Origin of the sequence: Agrobacterium sp. CCNWLW32, from assembly GCF_037083425.1 — a bacterium.
GTDB classification, from domain to species: domain Bacteria; phylum Pseudomonadota; class Alphaproteobacteria; order Rhizobiales; family Rhizobiaceae; genus Agrobacterium; species Agrobacterium radiobacter.
In genome coordinates, this window is sequence record NZ_JBAOJM010000010.1 from 124985 (window position 1) to 146107 (window position 21123).

Genomic DNA, 21123 nt, shown 5'->3' on the forward strand with positions numbered 1-21123 from the left:
TTATGCCGGATGCGGTCCGGCCAGTCTCCTGTTTGAATACCAGATGATTGCGCGCTGCAACACGATGAAGACGAAAAGCAGCACACCGATGACGATTTTCGTCCACCAGGAAGAAAGCGTCCCGTCAAAAACGATGTAGGTCTGGATCAGCCCCTGTATCAGAAGGCCGATAAAGGTTCCCGCCACCAGCCCCGTGCCGCCGGTCAGAAGCGTCCCGCCAATGACGACAGCGGCGATGGCGTCCAGTTCCACGCCCACCGTCGCCAGCGAATAACCTGACGAGGTGTAGAGCGTATAAACGATGCCGGCGAGGCCCGACAGGAAACCGGAAAGCGCATAGATGCCGATGGTCGTCGCGCCAATCGGCACCCCCATCAGCTCGGCCGATTGCGGATTGCCACCCAACGCATAGACATTGGCGCCGAAGCGGGTGCGGCTGGCGATCAGCATGCCGGCGGCGAAGACGAGAAGCATCAGCATGGCCAGCGCCGTCAGCCTGCCGCCGCCTGGAAAGCGGAAATAAAAGCCCTGTATCGCATCGATGAACGGGTGGGAGATCGGCACCGACTGCGTGGAAATCAGATAGGCCGCGCCGCGCGCCAAAAACATGCCCGCCAGTGTCACCACGAAAGGCGGGATCGACAGGAAGCGGATCATCGCCCCCATCAGGCAGCCGAACAGCGTCGAGACTGCCAGCACGATGGCGAAGGCCAGCAGCGGATGGATGTTATAGGTGCCGACCATGACCGCCACGAAGACGCTGGTGAAGGCGATGACCGAACCGATGGAGAGATCGATGCCGCCCGACAGGATGACAAAGGTCATGCCCACCGCCGCGATGCCGAGGAAGGCATTATCGGTCAGAAGATTGCCTATCACGCGCGTCGACAGGATCGACGGATATTGCAGCACGCACAGCAAATAGGCGACCACGAAGATCGTCAGCGTGGTGAGGAAGGGCAGATTGCGGCTGTGGATCATCGCGCGGTTCCTTCCTTGGTCATGCCATTGGTCGCCGCCGGTTTGACGTGCGGCTTCGGCGCTTTCACGAAACCGAGGACGGCCATGATTGCAGGCGATTGCAATGTGAGCACCACCATGATGATGCCTGCCTTGATGATGAGGTTGAATTCCGGCGGAAAGCCCGAGACGAGGATGCCGGTATTGATGGTCTGGATGATGAGCGCGCCGATCAATGAGGCCGTGATGGAGAAACGGCCGCCATTTAGCGATGTGCCGCCGATCACGACCGCCAGGATCGCGTCCAGTTCCAGCCACAGCCCGGCATTGTTGGCATCCGCGCCGCGAATATCGGCGGTCACGATCATGCCGGCAATGGCCGCGCAGAGGCCGGAGACGGCATAAACGAAAAACAGCAGGAAGCGCGCCCGCACGCCGGCGAGCGCCGCTGCACGGCGATTGATGCCTGTGGCCTCGATCAGGAAACCGAGCGCGCTTTTACGCACCAGAAGGCCGATCAACAGCGCCGCGGCCACCCAGATGATGACGGGCAGCGGGATGCCTGCGAACGAGCCGGAACCGATGGCGGCAAAGCTGTCATTGTTGAAGGTGAGAATGACACCCTCGGTAATAAGCTGGGCGATGCCGCGTCCCGCCACCATCAGGATCAGGGTGGCAATGATCGGCTGGATATCGAGAATGGCGACCAGCACGCCGTTCCACAGGCCGCAGGCAATGCCCACCGCAAGTGAGATGACGATGACCGAGGGAATGGAATGGCCATTGCTGATGAGCGTGGCCGCGACCGCGCCGCAGATGGCGATGACCGCGCCGATGGAAAGATCGATACCCTTGGTGGCGATAACCAGCGTCATGCCGATGGTCAGCAGCGCCACGGGAGCGGCGCGCACGAGAATATCCACCAGACTGCCATAGAGCCGGCCATTCTGGAAAGAAACATGCAGAAAACCCGGCGAAATGATTGTAATCGCTGCCAGAATGATAAAGAGCGCGGCAAGCTGGGGAGCAAGTCTTTTGAAGCGTCGTGTTACAGCCACCATCACGCCGCCTCCGTTTTCGCCGCATCCGCAATTGCCCGCATGATGTTGTCGGCGGTCACTTCGCTGCCTTTCAATTCACTGACATGGCGGCGGTCGGAAAGCACGACCACACGATGCGCAACGGCCGTCAGTTCTTCCAGTTCGGAGGAGATGACGACGAGCGACATGCCTTCGCCGCAGAGTTTTTCGATCATTTTGAGAATTTCCGCATGCGCGCCGATATCGATGCCGCGTGTCGGCTCGTCGAGTATCAGCAGTCTGGGCTGGGTGGCGAGCCAGCGTGCCAGAATGGCCTTCTGCTGATTGCCGCCGGACAGGAATTTTATCGGCCGGTTGGGGTCGGCCGGGCGGATATCGAGCGATTTGATGAAGCTTTCGGCAAGCTCCGCCTTCTGTCGGCGCGATAGTGGCCGTGCCCAGCCCTGCCGCGCCTGAAGCGCCAGAGCGATATTATCGGTGACGGAAAAGTCGCCGATAATGCCGTCCGTCTTGCGCTCTTCCGGACAGAAGCCGAACCCGGCCGCAATGGCGGCCTCGGGAGACGAAATCGCCGCCGGTTTTCCGTCAATCATCGCCGTGCCGGTATCGGGACGGTCGATGCCGAACAGCAGGAAGGCGGTCTCCGTTCGGCCGGAGCCAAGAAGACCGGCGACGCCGACGATCTCTCCCGGCCGGATGCCGAGATCAAAGGGGGCGATGCTGCCGCGCTTGCCATAGGCTTCGAACCGGATTGGCGGCTCGCCCTCGGCGACCGTATCTTCGGTGGCCTGATGTTCGTGGGTAATATGCTGAAGCTCGCGACCGAGCATCATCGAGATGAGTTCGGACCTCGGCAGGCTGCCGATGTCGCGGGTGCCGACGAGGCGGCCATTGCGCAGCACCGTCACCCGGTCGGCAATATCATAGACCTGATTGAGGAAGTGGGTGATGATGATGATGCCGATGCCGCGGGCGCGCAGGTTTTTCAAAACCCCGAACAGCATCTCGACCTCATGGGCGTCAAGGCTGGCTGTCGGTTCGTCCAGCACCAGCACCTTGCCGGAAAGATCGACGGCGCGGGCAATGGCGATGATCTGGCGGATAGCGACGGAATAGCTGGAAAGCAGGGCGTTGACGTCGATGGAAAGCCCGTATTGGGCGAGCAGCGCCTGCGAATTCTTCTGCATCGTGCTGCGGTCGATCAGCCCGAAGCGGCGTGGCTGGCGGCCGAGAAACAGGTTTTCGGCGACCGTGAGATTTTCGAGAAGGTTCACTTCCTGATAGACCGTGCCGATGCCAAGCGCCTGCGCCTCGCCCACATTGGTGGGCGAGATTTCGCTGCCCTCCAGAAAGATCGAACCGCTGTCGCGGTGATAAACGCCAGTCAGGATTTTGATGAGCGTCGATTTGCCCGCGCCGTTTTCGCCAAGCAGGGCATGGATTTCACCGTGCCCGAGCGAAAAATCGACGCCATCGAGCGCCGTGATCCCCAGAAAGGATTTGCCGATGGCGCGTGCTTCCAGAAGTGGTGCCGTTTCGGACATTGAGCAGGTTCCGCATGAAGAATGCCATGATGGAGCGGCACGAACGACGCGCCGCTCCTTCCGAAGAATGGGGTATCAGTAACCCAGACCCTTCTTCGCCTCGTAGACCTTCATCGGGTCGTCGGATGCCGTGTAAAGCTTGGATTCGGTCTGAATCCACTTCGCTGGCGCCTTCTTGTCCTTCAGATAGGCTTCGAGCGCGTCGAAGGCCGGGCCGGCCATGTCAGGCGTCAGCTCGACGGTGGCGTTGGCTTCACCGGCTGCCATGGCCTTGAAGATGTCAGGCACGGCATCGATGGAGACGATCTTGATGTCGGTTCCGGGCTTCAGACCGGCTTCCTTGATCGCCTGGATCGCACCGACGGCCATGTCGTCATTGTGGGCGTAGACCGCACAGATGTCCTTGCCGCCGCCTTCGGCCTTGATGAAGCTTTCCATCACTTCCTTGCCCTTGGTGCGGGTGAAATCACCCGTCTGCGAGCGTGCGATCTTGATGTTCTTGTGCGAAGCAATGGCCTCTTCGAAGCCCTTCTTGCGGTTGATGGCGGGCGAAGAGCCGGTCGTGCCCTGCAGTTCTACCACCTTGCAATCCTTTGAGCCGACGTCCTTGACCAGCCAGTCGCCGGCAACCTTGCCTTCATGAACCTGATCGGAGGTTACGGCGGTCAGGTAAAGATCGTCCGGAGCCTCGATTTGGCGGTCGAGCAGGATGACAGGGATTTTTTCTTCCTTGGCTTCCTTCAGCACGGCATCCCATCCGGTCGCGACGACCGGCGCGATCAGGATCGCGTCCACGCCCTGCGCGATGAAGCCGCGAACGGCCTTAATCTGGTTTTCCTGCTTCTGCTGCGCGTCGGCGAATTTAAGCGTGACGCCGCGCTTCTCTGCCTGCTGCTTGGTGACGGTGGTTTCAGCCGCGCGCCAGCCGGATTCCGAACCGATCTGCGAGAAGCCGACGGTAAGCGATTTGGCGGAAACACTTGATGCAAGGCACAGCGAAACGGCGACAGTAACTGTCGCGAGAGCTTTTCTCATCTTAATCCTCCCAGAGATGATGTCAGCGTGACGGAGACACTATGAGCATATAGTAATACTCTTGAAAAGAGGCATTTTCGCATATTTCAATTTCAGAATGGTGTGTCTGGTCTCGGATTTTGAAATATATCAATTAATATCAAATGGATAAATGATTCATGTTTTGTGGTTCGAACAGCCGGCACTGCTGCTGCTCACACCGCTATAGCGCTTGACAGCATATGGCTGTGTCTAATAGTAATACAAATAAGAAGATGATTTTTGCCGGAATTTTGGGTCTTGTGATCGGAGTTCAATCGGCAAAAGAGGGAGGGAGATTCCTTTGCGCAATCCTGCGATGGCCGTAAATGCCGAAAAATATTCGGTTAAAGCCGCAGAGCAGCCCAAGCCTACTCGTCTGGGCTCTCACTGTCGGTTATGCGTGATCTCCGAAAGCTGATTCCATTTTCCTTGCGCACAACATAAGCTTGTCGCATTTCGTAATATTTTACCGTTGGCCACTTCCGGCTGGAGACCGCATCATGACCAAATCCGACAATCTGCCCGCAACCCAAGGCAAGCTTCGTTCGCGCGCGTGGTTCGACAACCCCGCCAATGCGGATATGACGGCGCTTTATCTCGAGCGTTACATGAATTTCGGCCTGAGCCAGGCTGAACTTCAGTCTGACCGCCCGATCATCGGCATTGCGCAGACCGGTTCGGACCTTTCGCCCTGCAACCGCCACCATCTTGAACTCGCTAACCGTCTGCGCGAAGGCATTCGTGAAGCGGGTGGCATCGCCATCGAGTTTCCGGTGCATCCGATCCAGGAAACCGGCAAGCGTCCGACCGCCGGTCTCGACCGTAACCTCGCATATCTCGGCCTCGTGGAAGTGCTTTATGGCTATCCGCTCGACGGCGTCGTTCTGACCATCGGCTGCGACAAGACCACGCCTGCCTGTCTTATGGCGGCGGCCACCGTCAACATTCCCGCCATTGCCCTTTCCGTTGGCCCCATGCTGAACGGCTGGTTCCGTGGCGAACGCACCGGTTCCGGCACCATCGTCTGGAAGGCGCGCGAACTTCTGGCCAAGGGCGAGATCGACTATCAGGGCTTCGTCAAGCTCGTCGCCTCGTCGGCTCCGTCCACCGGTTATTGCAACACCATGGGCACGGCAACGACCATGAACTCGCTTGCCGAAGCGCTCGGCATGCAGCTTCCGGGTTCGGCCGCCATTCCGGCGCCTTACCGCGACCGTCAGGAAGTCTCCTACCTGACCGGCCTGCGTATCGTCGAAATGGTCAAGGAAGACCTGAAACCATCAGACATCATGACCAAGGATGCCTTCATCAACGCCATCCGCGTCAACTCGGCCATTGGCGGCTCCACCAACGCACCGATCCATCTGAACGGCCTTGCACGCCATGTCGGTGTCGAACTGACCGTCGATGACTGGCAGACCTATGGCGAAGACGTGCCGTTGCTTGTCAACCTGCAGCCAGCAGGTGAATATCTCGGTGAGGACTATTACCATGCCGGCGGCGTTCCGGCAGTCGTCAACCAGCTGATGACCCAGGGGCTCATCAAGGAAGACGCGATGACCGTCAACGGCAAGACCATTGGCGACAACTGCCGTGGCGCCATCATCGAAGACGAAAAGGTCATCCGTCCTTACGACCAGCCGCTCAAGGAGCGTGCAGGCTTCCGCGTTCTGCGCGGCAACCTGTTCTCCTCCGCCATCATGAAGACGAGCGTGATTTCGGAAGAATTCCGCAACCGTTACCTCTCCAACCCGAACGATCCGGAGGCCTTCGAAGGCCGCGCCGTAGTGTTCGATGGTCCGGAAGATTACCACCACCGCATCGACGATCCGTCGCTCGGCATCGACGCCAACACCGTCCTCTTCATGCGCGGTGCAGGCCCGATCGGTTATCCGGGTGCAGCGGAAGTGGTGAACATGCGCGCGCCGGATTATCTCTTGAAGGAAGGCGTCAATTCGCTGCCCTGCATCGGCGATGGCCGCCAGTCCGGCACATCGGGCAGCCCGTCCATCCTCAACGCTTCCCCGGAAGCTGCGGCCGGTGGCGGTCTCGCCATCCTGCAGACGGGTGACCGCGTTCGCATCGATGTGGGTCGCGGCAAGGCCGATATCCTGATATCAGGTGAGGAACTGGCCAAGCGTTACGAAGCGCTTTCCGCCGAGGGTGGTTACAAGTTCCCTGACCATCAGACGCCATGGCAGGAAATCCAGCGTGGCATCGTCAGCCAGATGGAAACCGGCGCGGTTCTGGAACCGGCCGTGAAGTATCAGCGCATCGCCCAGACCAAGGGCCTGCCGCGCGACAACCACTAAGGCAAGGCCGTTTCGGCCGACCGCTTTTTAATCAGCCCCGGGGTAAAACCCGGGGCTGAAGCATTTTAAAATACCGTGCTCCGCAACCGCGTAAACTTTGCGGGCGGCCGAAGAGCATGATAGTTTCGTTGCTTATCTGCCTACTTCCCCGATGGGGCTGGCGGCTTTCCCAGATATGGCAGGAAGAACATGTACAGCCCGCTGAAAATAAGCAAAGTCAGCGGCAACAGCGGAGCATAGACGATCACCGATGGCGTCGGACCGAAAGCCATCGAGATGAAGTTCGCCAGAATGGTGATGGTCAGCAGAATGCCCAGCCACCGATGGCTCTGCCTTATCCAGTTTCGCAAGATCAAAGTCGCCCCCAAGAAAAAGCATCCATGATGGAATGTGACACATGGGCGCTTCAGCGGGCCTGAACGAGCTTCCAGCCATTGCCGGAAGGATCGCGGAAGCTCGCATCCACCGAGCCGTAGCGGGCGATCGGTTCCTGGGTGAATTCGACGCCGCGTTTGTGCATCACGTCAAAGGCTTTCTGGCAATCCTCGACCACCAGAACCAGCGGCGGCATCGCGCCTTTGGCCACGGCTTCGTTCAGATTTTGCGCCGTCGCCTCGTCAACGGTCGGAGCCTGTGGCCGAAACAGGCCCAGCTGGAAATCCTGTTGGTCCGGGTGCTGCACGGTCAACCAGCGATAATCGCCGTTGCGCGCGTCGGTGTGCACACGAAATCCAAGTTTTTCGACGTAGAATTGCAGCGCTTCGTCCTGATCATGAACGTAAAGCCCGACAACTTGAACACCATTTTTCATGAGATATCTCCCTTTCGCTCGTCGTGCCTAGCGCTTTTCGTTCGTCGGCGCTTCTCCGAAACTGCGATTGTGAGATGAGGGCGATTTGCGGCGCTGACGAAGCAATGGGGAACCTGCTCGAGATCGGCAGGCGAAAGCCGCATCCGTCGCCGCAATTCACTCGGGTTTTCCCCCGTCACATCGCGGAAAACACGGCCAAATGTACCGATGCTGTTCCAGCCGGTCTGCAGCGCGATTTCGATGATCGCAAGGTCCGTGTCACGCAGAAGCGCCACGGCGCGTTCCACCCGGCGGGTCAGCAGATAGCGGTGAGGGGGTATGCCGAAGGCATCGCGAAACGATCTCGCGAAATGGGCCTGCGAGGCGCCGCTGACACTGGCAAGTCGTGAAACAGGCCACGCCTCATGGGGTGCGGCATCCATATGATCCCTGGCGCGCAGAAGACGGCGCAGCAGTTTCAAGTCTCTGTTTGCAGAGTTTTTATCATTTCCGAACCGGCGCATGCGCCAATCATTGAATGAACCGGCGGCCCTTGGCAAGTTTCATGCCCGGCAGGCTACCGAAACCTCCTAGATCACCGGATAAAGCGACCAGAAGAACAGTTCATATTCCTGATCGCGGTCGTCGTCATGCGACTCGTCGTCCGGTCTGCGCGGCGTTTTGTCCTGAAACTCGGTCTCCACCCGCTCATTGACGACGGGCATCCTTCGGCCGATGCCAAAGAGGTCAAAGGAGAGCATGTTGAACCCTGCTACCATGGCCAGTTCCCTTCTTCACGCGAGTTAACGGTGTGTTAAGTTTCGCGCGTTGCCATGATTTCGTCAAGATTGACCGAGGAATTTGTCTACCATTTTTAACAACAATGTCGTGACTGACGTTTCACTGCTGCCGGATTTTGCGCAATGAATGTTTATCGCCACCTTCAAACGCGGTTCGGATCGGCGTCAGAATAGGCTTTTTCGCTCGCTTCCAGCGCGGAATCGGTATCTGCGGCATGGCCGAGGCTTTTCAAGGCACTGGAGAAGGCCACGATATTGGCTTTCACCGCCTCCGGATGCGCCCGTCGACCGGTGTGGTTGAGCCTTATCAGCCGTTCCGCGCCGGGGCCGACCCCGGCGGAAATATCCGCGCCATGCTTTTGGGATGCAGCGGCGAGGAATGCCTTGGCTTCGACGGTATCCGGCAGGATTGCTGTGGAAACGAGGGCGGAGGCGTGCGCCTCCTTCACCCAGGTTGGAATACCGAGCGCCCTGATGCCGTTCCGGGTGGCCGCGGCCGCCCTTTCGTGGCGTTCATTGGCAGATGCCAGACCTTCCGCCTCTATCCGGTCAAGTGCGGCCTCCAGGGCATAGAATTCCAGCGGAGCGGGCGTTCCGGGCAGCGCTCCGCGGCCGGCATCGAGCCAGAGTTTCTTCTGGTCCATAAGCGAGAGCATGGAGTTGTCGGACGCATTCTCGTGCGAAAGAAGCTCCCACGCTTTTTCGCTGACGGAAATCGCGGAAACCCCGGCCGGCCCGGCCAGCGCCTTTTGCGGGCCGATGACGGCGATATCGATGCCCAGCCGGTCAACCTCGAAGGCATGTCCGCCGATGGACGCGACGGCATCGACGAGGGTCACGATGCCCCTTTGCCGAGCGAGCGTGGCGATGGCGGGCAGAGGGTTGAGAATGCCGCTTGCCGATTCCGCGTGGACGATGGCGAGAAGATCGAAATCCAGCCCTTCGTCCAGTGCCTGCTCCACCTCCTCCAGTGTGACCGGCTTTGCCGGGCTGGCCGTCAGGTTGCGCACCGTCGCGCCACCCCTTTCCAGCCAACCGCCGAACCACGCGCCATAGGGGCTGGTAACGATGTTGAGCGCCCGCAGGCCCGGTCGTGCAAGGCTTGTCGCTGCTGCCTCGAGCGCCAGCACGGCTTCCGCCTGTATGAGAAGGACGTCGTTCCTCGTGCCCATCAAGGCTGCCAGCCGGTCGGCAAGAACGGCATAACGCTCCGCAGGAAAAGCGGGTGGGTCGAGCAGTAACGCATAATCGGGAACGGGCATGTCTTTTCCTTACGTGGTAATGGTCAGTCGCGGTGCGGCGTCGATCAGTGTTCTTGCGGTCGAGGATTGCGGCGCCGAGACGATATTTCCCGTCCTGCCGATTTCAACGATCCGTCCCGCTTCCATGATGGCGACGCGGTGGCAGACGGCGCGGATGACTGCGAGGTCGTGGGAGACGAAAATACAGGAAACGGCCGTCTCCCGCTGTATTTCCACCAGTAGTTCGAGGATTCGCCTGCGAACCGAAACATCCAGCGCGGAGACGGCTTCATCCAGAATGAGAAGCGACGGCTTGAGCGCAATGGCCCGCGCGATCGCGACGCGCTGCCTTTGGCCGCCGGAAAGCTCGAAGACCGATCGGCTGGCATAGCTGGCGGGCAGGCCCACGCGGTCGAGGAGACGGTGTATTTCTGCTGCACGCTCGCGTCTTGCGGCCATGCGATGAACGCGCAACGGTTCGCCGATGGCGTCTTCGACGCTCGCGCGCGGATTGAATGCGCCATGCGTATCCTGAAACACCATCTGCATGTGCTGGCGGGCGGCACGAAGCTTCCCGCCGTCAAGCGCCAGCCAGTCGCGGCCTTTGAAATGGATCGTGCCTTCGTCAGCCGGGATCAGCCGCATCAGAATGCGCGCCAGCGTCGATTTTCCGCAGCCGGAGGGACCGGCAAGTCCCAGCGTCTCGCCGGGCTGAAGCGAAAAGGAGATGTCGGAAAGCGCCGCCACCGTTCTTGCGCCGGTGCGATAGGTTTTCGACAGTCCGTCGACGCTCAGAAGGGCTTCGTTCATGACGCGGCCTCGCTGATCAGCGGCGGGGTCGAGAGATCGAGATAATCGGCAAGCAGCGCACGCGTATAGTCATGGGTGGGTGCGGAAAGCACCCGCCGTGTCGAACCGTGTTCCACTAACCGGCCCGCACGTAGGACCGCGATCTCGTCGGCAAGGCTGGAAGCAAGGCCGATATCATGGGTGATGAAGACCAGCGTTTTGTTTTCCTGCCGCACCAGATCGTCCAGCAGCGTGGCGATGGCGGCCTGACTGACCGTATCGAGCGCGCTCGTGGCCTCGTCGGCAATCAGGATCGAAGGACTGGCTGCAATCGCGGCAGCAATTGCCACGCGTTGCCTCTGGCCGCCGGAAAGCTGGTGCGGATAAGTGGCGAGCAGATGGGAGGGATGCGGCAGCCGCACCCGCTCCAGAAGGCCGCGGGCAAGATCGCGCGCTTGCCTCCATGACAGGCCGAGATGCCGCACGGCCCCTTCCGCCACCTGTTCGCCGATGGTGAGAACCGGGTTTAGCGTCGCGCCGGTATCCTGAAAGATCGTGCCGATATCGCGCCCCGGCAGCGGCCTGCCTTGAAACAGGCCGCTATCGCGGCTCCAGGAAATATCACCGGAAACGCGCGCATTGCCGGGGAGAAGCCCGGCAATGGCTCTGCCGAGCGTAGATTTTCCCGACCCGCTTTCGCCGATGATCGCCAGCCTCTGCCCCTGCCGGATGGTCAGCGAAACATTCTGCAAGGCAGGCGCATCGCCTGTCGCATAACAAACGCTGAGATCATCGATCCGGCACAGCGCATTGCCGCTCATGGCGCTTGCCTCCTTGTCGCCATCGCCCTGTTGATGCCTTCTGCGAGAAGATAAACGCCGAGAACCGTGACCAGAAGGCCGATGCCGGGGATGACGGACAAAAACGCAGCTGAGCGCAGGACGTTACGTCCTTCGGCAATCATCGAACCCCAGGTGACGATATTGGGATCGCCGAGCCCGAGGAAGGACAGTGCCGCCTCGGTTAGGATGGCTGCCGCGACGATGATGGCGGCGAGCGCCAGAACCGGCGGCAGCGCGTTGGGCAGGATCTGCCTGAACGCGATTTCCAGCGGATGCATGCCGATGGCGCGGGCGGATTGAACATAATCGCGCTCGCGGATGCTCAAGACCTGCGCCCGCATCAGCCGCGCCGGATCAGCCCATGCGCCGAGCGCAATGGCGAGAATGACAATGGGCATGGAGGGGCCGATGGTGCTGACGAAGGCGAGTGCGAGCAGGAAATTCGGCACGATCTGAAAGGCGTCGGTGACGCGCATCAAAGCTTCATCCACGAGGCCGCCGGCAAATCCGGCAATGGTGCCGATGACGGTGCCGATAACCAATGCGGCGGCGGCGGCGCCGATGCCGACGAGCAGGGAGGCCTGCGCGCCATGGGCAAGTTCTGCCAGCACGTTGCGGCCCAGCCGGTCGGTGCCGAGAGGCAGGGCGGCATCGGTAAAGGGTGCGATCAGGGGCTCGCCGACGATGGCCAGCGGGTCGCCCGGAAAAACGACGGGTGCGGCGAGCGCCGTCATGGCAAGCAGCACCAGAATGATGGCGCCGGTGGCGCCTTCGAAACTGCGCAGCAGCCGGAGAGCGAAACTCATGCCTGTCGCTCCCCGCTGCCGATGCGCGGATCGAGAACGGCATAGAGAATATCGACGGCGAGATTGACGAGGATGACGAAGACGGCGCTGGTCAGAATAATGCCCATCAAAAGCGGCGTGTCGCGGCCGCTGACGGCTTCCTGCGCCAGCCGGCCAAAACCGGGAATGGCAAAGACGCTTTCGATCACCACGCTGCCGCCCAGCATGGTTGCGGCCTGCAGGCCGAGCACGGTGACGAGCGGAAGAGCGGCATTGCGCGCGACATGGCGCAGCACGATCCGCCGTTTGGAAAGCCCTTTTGATCTGGCGAACAGCACGAAATCCAGCGGCCAGACCGCCGCCATGGCGGTGCGCGTGACGCGCAGGAAAAGAGCCAGGTAGATGAGGCCGAGACTGGCCACCGGCAACACGAGATGACGGCCGATGTCGAGAGCCCTTGCAAATCCCTGCTTGCCCGAGGCGATGGTTTCTACGCCTGAGGTGGGTAGCCATTTGAGTTGAACGGCGAAGACGATGGCCAGCACGAGGCCAAGCCAGAAGCCGGGGGTGGCGTAAAGCGCCAGCGAAAGCGTTGAAAGCACGCGGTCCGCCAGCCCGCCGGGACGCGCGCCCGCCACGATGCCAAGCGCGGTGCCGAGGATGAAGGCGAGTGTGGTGGCGCTGCCCATCAGGAGAAGCGTGTTCGGCAGCCGCTCGAGGATCAGCCCCAGCACAGGCCGGTCGAAGGCAAGCGACCAGCCGAGATCGAGCCGCAGCACCGAGCTGGCATAGAGCCAGAAACGGGCCAGCACGGAACCGTTCAACCCATATTGTTCGCGCAGCACATCCCGCAGCCCGGCATCGCCGCCGCCGATGGAGACGAGATAGGCATCCACAGCGTCTCCGGACGCATTTTCAAGCAGCACGAAGGTGAAGACGAGAACAATCAGCAACACCGGAATGGCGCTGACTGCCCTTCGCTTCAGCAATGTCGTTGCACGCTTCACGGCGAGACCTCAGGTGTCGACGGTCGTATCCGCCCAGTTGGAAACGGCCCAGCGGGGATTGCTGGCGACATGTTTGACCGTATCGCGTGCCACCGTGATGAAACCCCATTCGGCGACGTTGATCAGCGGCAGATCGGCAGTGACCTGCTTCTGGAAATCCTTGTAAAGCGCCGTGCGTGCCGCCGTGTCCACCGTTACCGCCGCCTTGTCGATCAGTTCGTCCAGCGTCTTGTTCTCGTAACCGCCCTGATTGGAGAAACCGACGCCCGCCGGAATGCCGGAACGCACGAGAATGGTGGTGGAAATCGCCGGATCGCCGCGGAAGACCGGCGGCGCGATGGCGAGATCGAAGGCATGATCGGTGTAGACGGCCTTCTGATGGGCGGCTGAATCATTATTGACCAGCTCGGCATCAATGCCGATTTCCTGTAGCGCCTGACGAAGATAGGAACCGAACTGTCTGGTTTCATTGAAATAGGGTGCCGGAAGAAGTTTCAGTGAGAAACGTGTTCCGTTCGCGCCGCGCGCATAACCCGCCTCGTCCAGCAGGGCATTGGCCTTGGCCACATCGAAATCATAGGTCTCGACATCGTCGGTATAAAATTCCGGCGCGTTTTTCGGCACCGGGCCTGTGGATGCCGTGGCGTAACCGAGGAAGACTTTGTCGATGACGAATTTTTTGTCGATGGCGTGGGCGATGGCCTGTCTGACCTTGAGATCGGCGAGTTCCTTGCGGCGATGGTTGATTTCGACCACCAGCTGATAGGTCAGCGCCTCGTAACCATCGGCTATGACCTTGATGCCTGCCACCTTCGAGATACGGTCGAGATCTGCCAGCGGCACGGCGGAAAAGGCGGCGAGCTGGATTTCCTCTGCTTCGAGCGCAGACGCGGCGCCCGCCCGGTCTGGCAGAACGCGATAGATGATCTCATCGAGCTGCGGCTGGTTCTTGCCCCAATAATTGGGATTGCGGGTCAGGCGATAATATTCGCCGGGCTTGTATTCCGCAAAAACGAAAGGCCCGGTGCCGACCGGCTTGGTATTGGCCGGGTTGGTGGCGATATCGGTGCCCTCATAAAGATGTTTCGGCACGACGCTGGTAATGACCGGCAGCGCGTTGCGAATGAGCTGGAACGGCGTTGGCTTGGAGAAGCGGAAGATCGCCGTGTGGTCATCCGGCGTGTCCACCTTCTCGAGATTGGCAAAGACCAGCCGTCCGAGATTCTGCAACGGTTTCCAGACGGAGAGCGCCGAAAAGGCCACGTCTGCGGAGGTAAAGGGTTTGCCATCGTGCCAGGTCACGCCCTCGCGCAGCTTGAAGGTGGCGCTTAACCCGTCATCCGATCCCGCCCATTCGGTTGCGAGGCGCGGTTCCAGGCCGTCCTTGCCGTTAAAGGAGGCCTCGGCCAATGGCTCGATGATCTTGCTGGCAATATAAAACACGCCGTTTGAGGCGACGATCGCCGGATTGAGGTTTTTCGGCTCCGAATCGGCCGCGACGATCAGCCTTCCGCCGGGCGTCGCCTGCTGTGCAGCGGCGATGCCCGCAAGCCCCGTGGTTGCGGCAAGAAGAAGCGAGGTCTTGAGAAGCGAGCGACGGGACAGGTGGACAGGCGACATGATTCACTCCGGAAATGAGGGCTGGGCGGGCCTTTCCGCTTGGTCCGCGGCCGGCCGATCTTAAGGCTGCAACCTCGGCAGTGTCCACGTTAATTCGCGGGCTTTACAGCAATGATTTTACGTTGCGAGGGCCTTTGCGGAAACAATATGCTTTCCGGCGGTGCTGCGCTTTTCTCACCTTGCCTTCTTGCCCTCGGTAATGCTCTGAAAATTTGATATAACCTAATAAAATTAAACGGTTGGAATGCCGTGCCCTCGATGGCATGTGTCCCGTGCCGCCTGTGGACGGAACGAAAATCTGCCGCGTCGACCCCGTTTGGAAAGGGGTAATTAACCTTTATTTTTTATTTCAGGGAGACCGAAATATGTACGTTTATGATGAGTGTGCACGCTGCCATGAGCTTCTCCCGATCCAGATTCCAGAATTCGTCCAATAGCGTAGGGGAGGGGAGCGAGAAGGCTCGTCATGCCGGCGGCCAGTCGGTTGCCGGTCAACAGACGGCGGCGATGAAGGCCAGCGCGGCACCCAAGCCGAATGCCGATGTCAGCGCAGCCGACGCCATCGAAGGCCGCGCCGAGATGCCCGGCTGGCAGAATGCTTTTGTGCTCGGCCCGAATGTCCGTTTCACCCGCACGCCGGAAAGCGCGTTTGCGCGGCGCATGCCGGTCGAGACTCCCAATATTCCGGAGGAGGAAGTCCCGGCTGTCGCTCCGCCTGAAGCAGTGGAGCCGGAAGTGGTGGAGCAGCAACAGGCTGTGCAGCAGGAGGTTGCTCCTGTCAATCAACCGGTCATAAAGCCGGCGGAGCAGCGCATGCCGCCGCCGCGCATGCCGTTCCTGCCACAGCCGCCGGATGCCCGGGGTGCGAGGGCGCTGACCTACAAATTGCGGCTGGAGCTTGCCCGCAAGCAGGCGGAAGAGGCGGCTGCCGCTGCCCGGATGCCGGTTCAGACGGAGATTTCCCTAGCTTCAGAAGCGCCCGCGCAGCAGATATTCTCGCCGGTTCAGCCGCCATCCGTCGAGCCCGCCATCGATGCAGTTCAGACCACCGCACCGCAGGCCGTCATTCCGGCTTTCGCCGCCCATCTGCCGGATGAGCTGTTCTGGGAAGTGATGACGCTTGATCTGCCGGGCAGCGCCGGCGAGGGCGTCTCTGCGTCCGCGCGTGCCGTTCTTGCAAATTCGGTCACGGCATCTGCTGTCGTCGCGCCGGTCGCCTTTGCATCGCCCGCCGCCGCTGCGATCGTACTTTCGTCCGAGCCTCCTGTTGTCACCGTGCCCGGCGGTTCCGCGATCAGGCTTTACCGCGAAATCGGTGTGCATCATTCCGCCATCCCGGCCCCCATTCAGGTCGTTGAACCGGAAATCGCGCCGCCGCCGGTGGCGGAGGCGCCGATGGTTGTCGAGACACAGAGACCTGTGGAGCAGGTTCAGCCGGTGGAGAAAATTGCGGCCGAGCCGCGCTTCACGCCGCGCGCGCCCATCCAGGCCTCGCAGCCGATGTTCCGGGAAGCGCCGGTCTTTGCGGACGGCGAATATGAATACCCCTCCATCGATCTTCTGCAGGAGGCCCGCGTCCAGCAGACCACGACCATGACGCCGGAAGCGCTGGAGCAGAGCGCCGGGCTTCTCGAAAGCGTGCTGGAGGATTTCGGCATCAAGGGCGAGATCATCGATGTCCGCCCGGGCCCGGTCGTCACGCTGTATGAGTTCGAACCCGCCCCTGGCGTCAAGTCCTCGCGCGTCATCGGCCTCTCGGATGATATCGCCCGCTCCATGTCGGCGCTTTCGGCGCGTGTCGCCGTCGTGCCCGGCCGCAATGTCATCGGCATCGAACTGCCGAACCCCGTGCGTGAGACGGTTTATCTGCGCGAACTGATCGAAGCGACGGATTACGCCGAGACCCGCCAGAAGCTCGCGCTTTGCCTCGGCAAGACCATCGGCGGCGAACCTGTCATCGCCGAGCTGGCGAAGATGCCGCACCTTCTGGTCGCCGGCACCACCGGCTCGGGCAAGTCGGTTGCCATCAACACCATGATCCTGTCGCTGCTCTATCGTCTGAAGCCGGAAGAGTGCCGCCTGATCATGGTCGATCCCAAGATGCTTGAGCTTTCGGTCTATGACGGCATCCCGCATCTTCTGACCCCTGTCGTCACCGATCCGAAAAAAGCAGTCATGGCACTGAAATGGGCCGTGCGCGAAATGGAAGATCGCTATCGCAAGATGTCGCGTCTCGGCGTGCGCAATATCGACGGTTATAATGCAAGGGCCGCTGCCGCCCGCGCCAAGGGCGAGACCGTGTTCTGCAACGTGCAGACCGGCTTTGACCGCGCCACCGGCGAGGCGGTCTACGAGCAGGAGGAAATGGACCTCACGGCCATGCCTTATATTGTCGTCATCGTCGACGAGATGGCCGACCTGATGATGGTCGCGGGCAAGGAAATCGAAGGTGCGATCCAGCGCCTGGCGCAGATGGCGCGCGCCGCCGGCATCCATCTCATCATGGCCACACAGCGTCCGTCGGTTGATGTCATCACCGGCACGATCAAGGCGAACTTCCCGACCCGCATCTCTTTCCAGGTGACGTCGAAGATCGACAGCCGCACCATCCTTGGCGAACAGGGCGCGGAGCATCTGCTCGGCCAGGGCGATATGCTGCACATGATGGGCGGCGGCCGCATCGCGCGTGTCCACGGCCCCTTCGTTTCGGACGAGGAAGTGGAAAAGGTGGTCGCGCATCTGAAGACGCAGGGACGTCCGGAATATCTCGGCACCGTTACCGAAGACGCCGACGAAACCGACGAAGAGGTGGAAGAGGAAACCGCTGTTTTCGACAAGTCCGCCATGGGTGAGGACGACAGCGATGATCTCTATGAAAAGGCCGTCAAGGTGGTGATGCGCGACAAGAAGTGCTCCACATCCTATATCCAGCGCCGCCTGTCCGTGGGCTATAACCGCGCCGCTTCGCTCGTCGAGCGCATGGAGCAGGAAGGCATTGTCGGGCCTGCCAACCATGTCGGCAAACGCGCGATCATCGCCGGCGAACGCTCTTCCTATGATGCCATGGGGGCCGAAGACTGATTGAGCCTTCGGGCGTGCGATATTCGATTGCAAAAACGCGCCCCGTGAATAGCTTGTGCGGCATGGATTCTGGAATTGGGAGGATTCCCTCATGGCGCACAGCAATGAAAAAGCCACCGTCCTGGCGAGGCTGGATGAGCTGGAGCGGTTTTGCCGCGCCGTTTTCCTTGCCGCTGGCACCGACGACGAAACGGCCGATGCGGCGACGCGCGCCATGATGCATGGCACGAGGCTCGGTGTGGACAGCCATGGTGTTCGCCTGCTTGCCCATTATATCACCGCGCTTGAAGGCGGGCGTCTCAATCGGCGGCCGCAGATCGCCCGTGTTTCCGGCTTCGGCGCAGTGGAAACGATCGACGCCGACCACGCCCATGGCGCCCGCGCCACCTATGCGGCCATGGACAGCGCCATGGCGCTTGCGGAAAAATTCGGCATCGGCGCGGTGGCGATCAGGAATTCCTCACATTTCGGCCCGGCAGGTGCTTATGCGCTGGAAGCGGCGCGGCGGGGTTATATCGGCCTCGCCTTCTGCAATTCGGACAGTTTCGTGCGCCTGCATGATGGCGCCATGCGCTTCCACGGCACCAACCCCATCGCCATTGGCGTGCCGGCAGCGGATGACATGCCCTGGCTGCTGGACATGGCCACCAGCGCGGTGCCCTATAATCGCGTTCTGCTTTACCGGAGCCTCGGCCAGCAGCTGCCGCAAGGCGTTGCCTCTGATGGAGACGGCGTCGATACGCGCGATCCGCATGCCGTTGAAATGCTTGCCCCGGTCGGCGGAGAGTTCGGGTTCAAGGGTGCGGCGCTTGCGGGAATGGTGGAGATTTTCAGCGCTGTGCTGACAGGCATGAAACTCAGCTTCGATATCGCTCCCATGGGCGGGCCGGATTTTGCCACGCCGCGCGGGCTTGGGGCCTTCGTTCTGGCGCTGAAGCCGGAAGCCTTCCTGGAGCGGGAGGCGTTCGATGAGGGCATGAAACGTTATCTCGAGGTCCTGCGGGAATCACCGGCGCGGGAAGACTGCAAGGTCATGGCGCCGGGTGACCGGGAGTGGGCGGTGGCCGCAAAACGGGAGAGGGAAGGGGCTCCTGTCGATCCCGTCACGCGGGAGGCGTTCTCGGAGCTCGCGGCAAGATTCTCGGTTAGCCCGCCCGCCTATCATTAAATCTGCCTGCGGCTTTCCGCCTTCAGCCCAGAGTCAGGCGGGGCGCAGCAGCATGTTCGGGTGCGGATAGGCGGTGGCGGCCGGGCCCAGCCTTTCGGCGACGACGGGGCGACCGATATAGTAACCCTGCGCGTAATCGATCTCCATCTGCCGCACCAGCCTTAGCTGTTCCTCAGTCTCCACGCCTTCGATCAGGATTCTGTGGCCGCGGTTGCGGATGAGGCGGATCATGTCCTGCAGCATTGCCCGGCCACGCGGGGTCTTGCTGTCATGCAGGAAGGAGCGGTCAATCTTGACGGTATCGAAATCCGTCATGCGCAGCCACGAAAGGCCGGCAAAACCCGTTCCGAAATCATCCAGCCAGATATTGATGCCGAGCGTCTTCAGGTCGTTCAGACACCGCAGCACGTCAGAATGCATTTCCATGTCGACGCCTTCAGTGATTTCGAAGGCGAGCCTGTTGCCGGCAATGCCGGCCTCCACGAGAATGGCCGCGACCGAGGTGGCAAAACCCGGATTTTTCAATTGCATCGGCGAGACGTTGACGCTGACGACAGCCACCTTGTCATCGGCCAGTATCTGTTTGCAGACGGTCTTGATGGTCCACAGGCCCAGTTCCATGATCGTGCCGGTGCGCTCGGCAATCGGAATGAAAATACCGGGTGCAACAGGGTTCCCGTCCAGCAGGCGAAGCCGCATCAGCGCTTCAACCCCCGCGGTCTCATTGGTCGAGATGTTGAGAATCGGCTGGTAGACGAGGGAAACGAGATTTTCCGCGATGGCGATTTTCAGCAGGGCGGCAATGTTCTCCGTCTCGTCGCTGGTCTGCGGATCATCGGGATCGAACAGCTTCATGCAGTTGCGACCGTTGCCCTTCGCAATATAGAGCGCGCGGTCGGCTTCATTGATGATCTTTTCCAGCTTGGCGTCCGGATTGGGGCGGGTGAAGGACGCACCGATGCTGACAGTGACGATGAAGGTGCCGTCCCGGCGCTGGTCATGGGCGAGCGACAGGTTTTCAACGGTGTGGCGGATCGTCTCGGCCAACTCGCCAACCTGCTGCTTGGACTTGAACGGCGCCAGCACGATGAATTCCTCACCGCCATAGCGGCCGATTGAGGCGCCGTGTTCGGTGATGGCGTCCTGCAGGGCGGTGCCAACAGTCATCAGGCATTTGTCGCCCTCCTGATGGCCGTAACGATCATTGTATTTCTTGAAGAAGTCGACGTCGATCAGAAAAACGGCAAAGCCTTCTTCCTTCCTGATCCAATTGTCCCACAGCAGGCGCAGATGATGATCAATGGCGCGGCGGTTCTGCAGGCCGGTCAGTGAGTCGGTATTGGAAAGGCGCAGCAGCGCCTGGCCACGTTCGTCCGCGGCCTTCTGTTGGGCTTTTGCCTCCAGCCCGTTCACAAAGACGTGGTAGCGTTCCCGGTTCAGGTTCCAGTTCACGTAAGAGGTGAAGACGAAGCAGGATATGTAGAAGGTGCCGAAGGCGAACTTGTAGAAGCTATCTTCGGGAAACTGCGTTGCCGCCAGAAAATAGGTAACGAGAATAATGCCTGAAGACACCAGCGACAGGTGGAAGCGGAAGGTGAAAAACAGATTGGCGCCCATCATGAAGATCGCCCCGAAAACCATGTAGTAGGACATGTTTTCGGTATTGTCGGTCAGTAGCGAAGGCAGCAGCCAGCCGATATAGCCCATGACGAGAGCGGTAGCGCAGGTAAGATCAAGCGCCGCAGTGCTGGCGCCATTGCGCAGCTGAATTTCCAGCGTCAGCAGCGATGAGATGACGACGGCAAAGCGTGCGAGAATGGTGTAAGATGCGACATCGGGTATCAGAATGATGTCGGTTGCGGCAAACAGCAGATAGATGAAAACAGCGGTCCACAGGCCCCGTCGGATTGAACCACGGCGGCTGCGCTCACCTTCCTGCTGGTAAAGGGCAAGAAGTTCATCAGAAAACCGGGAGTCCGGCCGCCGATAGTCTTGCTGTCCACTCACCTCTCCCAATGTGTGCTTCATGCACTTTCCCATAGTGTTGCGTATACTTTATTAAGTAACTGCTTATTCCACTTTTCCGTG

Annotated in this window: 18 protein-coding genes; 3 read left to right on the forward strand and 15 right to left on the reverse strand. The window is 60.4% G+C overall.

What is annotated here, in order from left to right; translation table 11 throughout:
• The 4 genes from yjfF to ytfQ all read right to left on the reverse strand — a co-directional run bounded on the left by yjfF (position 1) and on the right by ytfQ (position 4579).
• Entirely contained in the window at positions 1–981 is a 981-nt protein-coding gene (yjfF, locus tag V6R85_RS19470; protein WP_003506538.1) for a galactofuranose ABC transporter, permease protein YjfF, read from the reverse strand.
• Positions 978–2021, reverse strand: coding sequence for an ABC transporter permease (locus V6R85_RS19475; protein WP_153315986.1), 1044 nt, complete (start codon positions 2019–2021; stop codon positions 978–980). The genes yjfF and V6R85_RS19475 overlap by 4 nt, the downstream gene beginning before the upstream one ends.
• The gene (locus V6R85_RS19480; protein WP_003506542.1) at positions 2021–3544 is read right to left on the reverse strand and encodes a sugar ABC transporter ATP-binding protein; all 1524 of its coding nucleotides are present in this window, start codon (positions 3542–3544) and stop codon (positions 2021–2023) included. Before V6R85_RS19480 ends, V6R85_RS19475 begins: the two co-directional genes overlap by 1 nt.
• 75 nt (positions 3545–3619) lie before the next feature.
• A complete protein-coding gene (gene ytfQ / locus V6R85_RS19485; RefSeq protein ID WP_003506544.1) occupies positions 3620–4579 on the reverse strand; it encodes a galactofuranose ABC transporter, galactofuranose-binding protein YtfQ in 960 nt (319 codons plus the stop codon).
• 521 nt (positions 4580–5100) lie between these two features.
• On the opposite strand from ytfQ, the gene V6R85_RS19490 reads away from it, so the two are divergent.
• Complete coding sequence (locus V6R85_RS19490; protein WP_003506552.1) at positions 5101–6912, forward strand: IlvD/Edd family dehydratase; 1812 nt, start codon at positions 5101–5103, stop codon at positions 6910–6912.
• Between the two features lie 140 nt (positions 6913–7052).
• Here V6R85_RS19490 and V6R85_RS19495 read toward each other — a convergent pair whose 3' ends face one another.
• The 10 genes from V6R85_RS19495 to V6R85_RS19540 all read right to left on the reverse strand — a co-directional run bounded on the left by V6R85_RS19495 (position 7053) and on the right by V6R85_RS19540 (position 14786).
• Positions 7053–7280: a hypothetical protein gene (locus tag V6R85_RS19495; RefSeq protein ID WP_003506553.1), complete on the reverse strand. Its 228-nt coding sequence runs from the start codon at positions 7278–7280 to the stop codon at positions 7053–7055.
• 38 nt (positions 7281–7318) lie between these two features.
• Positions 7319–7723 carry a VOC family protein gene (locus V6R85_RS19500; protein WP_003506554.1) on the reverse strand — a complete coding sequence of 135 codons (405 nt, stop codon included), beginning with the start codon at positions 7721–7723 and terminating at the stop codon, positions 7319–7321.
• The gene (locus V6R85_RS19505; protein WP_112958655.1) at positions 7720–8226 is read right to left on the reverse strand and encodes a helix-turn-helix domain-containing protein; all 507 of its coding nucleotides are present in this window, start codon (positions 8224–8226) and stop codon (positions 7720–7722) included. Before V6R85_RS19505 ends, V6R85_RS19500 begins: the two co-directional genes overlap by 4 nt.
• Positions 8227–8292: 66 nt before the next feature.
• Positions 8293–8481, reverse strand: a complete 189-nt coding sequence (locus V6R85_RS19510) for a hypothetical protein (RefSeq protein WP_003506556.1) — start codon at positions 8479–8481, stop codon at positions 8293–8295.
• Positions 8482–8645: 164 nt separating this feature from the next.
• On the reverse strand, positions 8646–9764 hold the full coding sequence (locus tag V6R85_RS19515) for a pyridoxal-phosphate-dependent aminotransferase family protein (protein WP_087745548.1): 1119 nt from the start codon (positions 9762–9764) through the stop codon (positions 8646–8648).
• A gap of 9 nt (positions 9765–9773) precedes the next feature.
• A complete protein-coding gene (locus V6R85_RS19520; RefSeq protein WP_112958641.1) occupies positions 9774–10553 on the reverse strand; it encodes an ABC transporter ATP-binding protein in 780 nt (259 codons plus the stop codon).
• Complete coding sequence (locus tag V6R85_RS19525) at positions 10550–11353, reverse strand: ABC transporter ATP-binding protein (protein ID WP_112958642.1); 804 nt, start codon at positions 11351–11353, stop codon at positions 10550–10552. The genes V6R85_RS19520 and V6R85_RS19525 overlap by 4 nt, the downstream gene beginning before the upstream one ends.
• Positions 11350–12180, reverse strand: a complete 831-nt coding sequence (locus tag V6R85_RS19530; RefSeq protein ID WP_111785056.1) for an ABC transporter permease — start codon at positions 12178–12180, stop codon at positions 11350–11352. Before V6R85_RS19530 ends, V6R85_RS19525 begins: the two co-directional genes overlap by 4 nt.
• A complete protein-coding gene (locus tag V6R85_RS19535) occupies positions 12177–13166 on the reverse strand; it encodes an ABC transporter permease (protein ID WP_003506565.1) in 990 nt (329 codons plus the stop codon). Before V6R85_RS19535 ends, V6R85_RS19530 begins: the two co-directional genes overlap by 4 nt.
• Before the next feature lie 9 nt (positions 13167–13175).
• A complete protein-coding gene (locus tag V6R85_RS19540; RefSeq protein ID WP_112212282.1) occupies positions 13176–14786 on the reverse strand; it encodes an ABC transporter substrate-binding protein in 1611 nt (536 codons plus the stop codon).
• A gap of 375 nt (positions 14787–15161) precedes the next feature.
• Between V6R85_RS19540 and V6R85_RS19545 the strand changes: the two genes are divergently transcribed.
• Positions 15162–17867, forward strand: a complete 2706-nt coding sequence (locus V6R85_RS19545) for a DNA translocase FtsK (RefSeq protein WP_035213009.1) — start codon at positions 15162–15164, stop codon at positions 17865–17867.
• 91 nt (positions 17868–17958) lie between these two features.
• Positions 17959–19035 carry an Ldh family oxidoreductase gene (locus V6R85_RS19550; RefSeq protein ID WP_003506571.1) on the forward strand — a complete coding sequence of 359 codons (1077 nt, stop codon included), beginning with the start codon at positions 17959–17961 and terminating at the stop codon, positions 19033–19035.
• 33 nt (positions 19036–19068) lie between these two features.
• On the opposite strand, the gene V6R85_RS19555 is transcribed toward V6R85_RS19550, so the two are convergent.
• Positions 19069–21063: a putative bifunctional diguanylate cyclase/phosphodiesterase gene (locus V6R85_RS19555; protein WP_003506574.1), complete on the reverse strand. Its 1995-nt coding sequence runs from the start codon at positions 21061–21063 to the stop codon at positions 19069–19071.
• Positions 21064–21123: the final 60 nt, after the last annotated feature.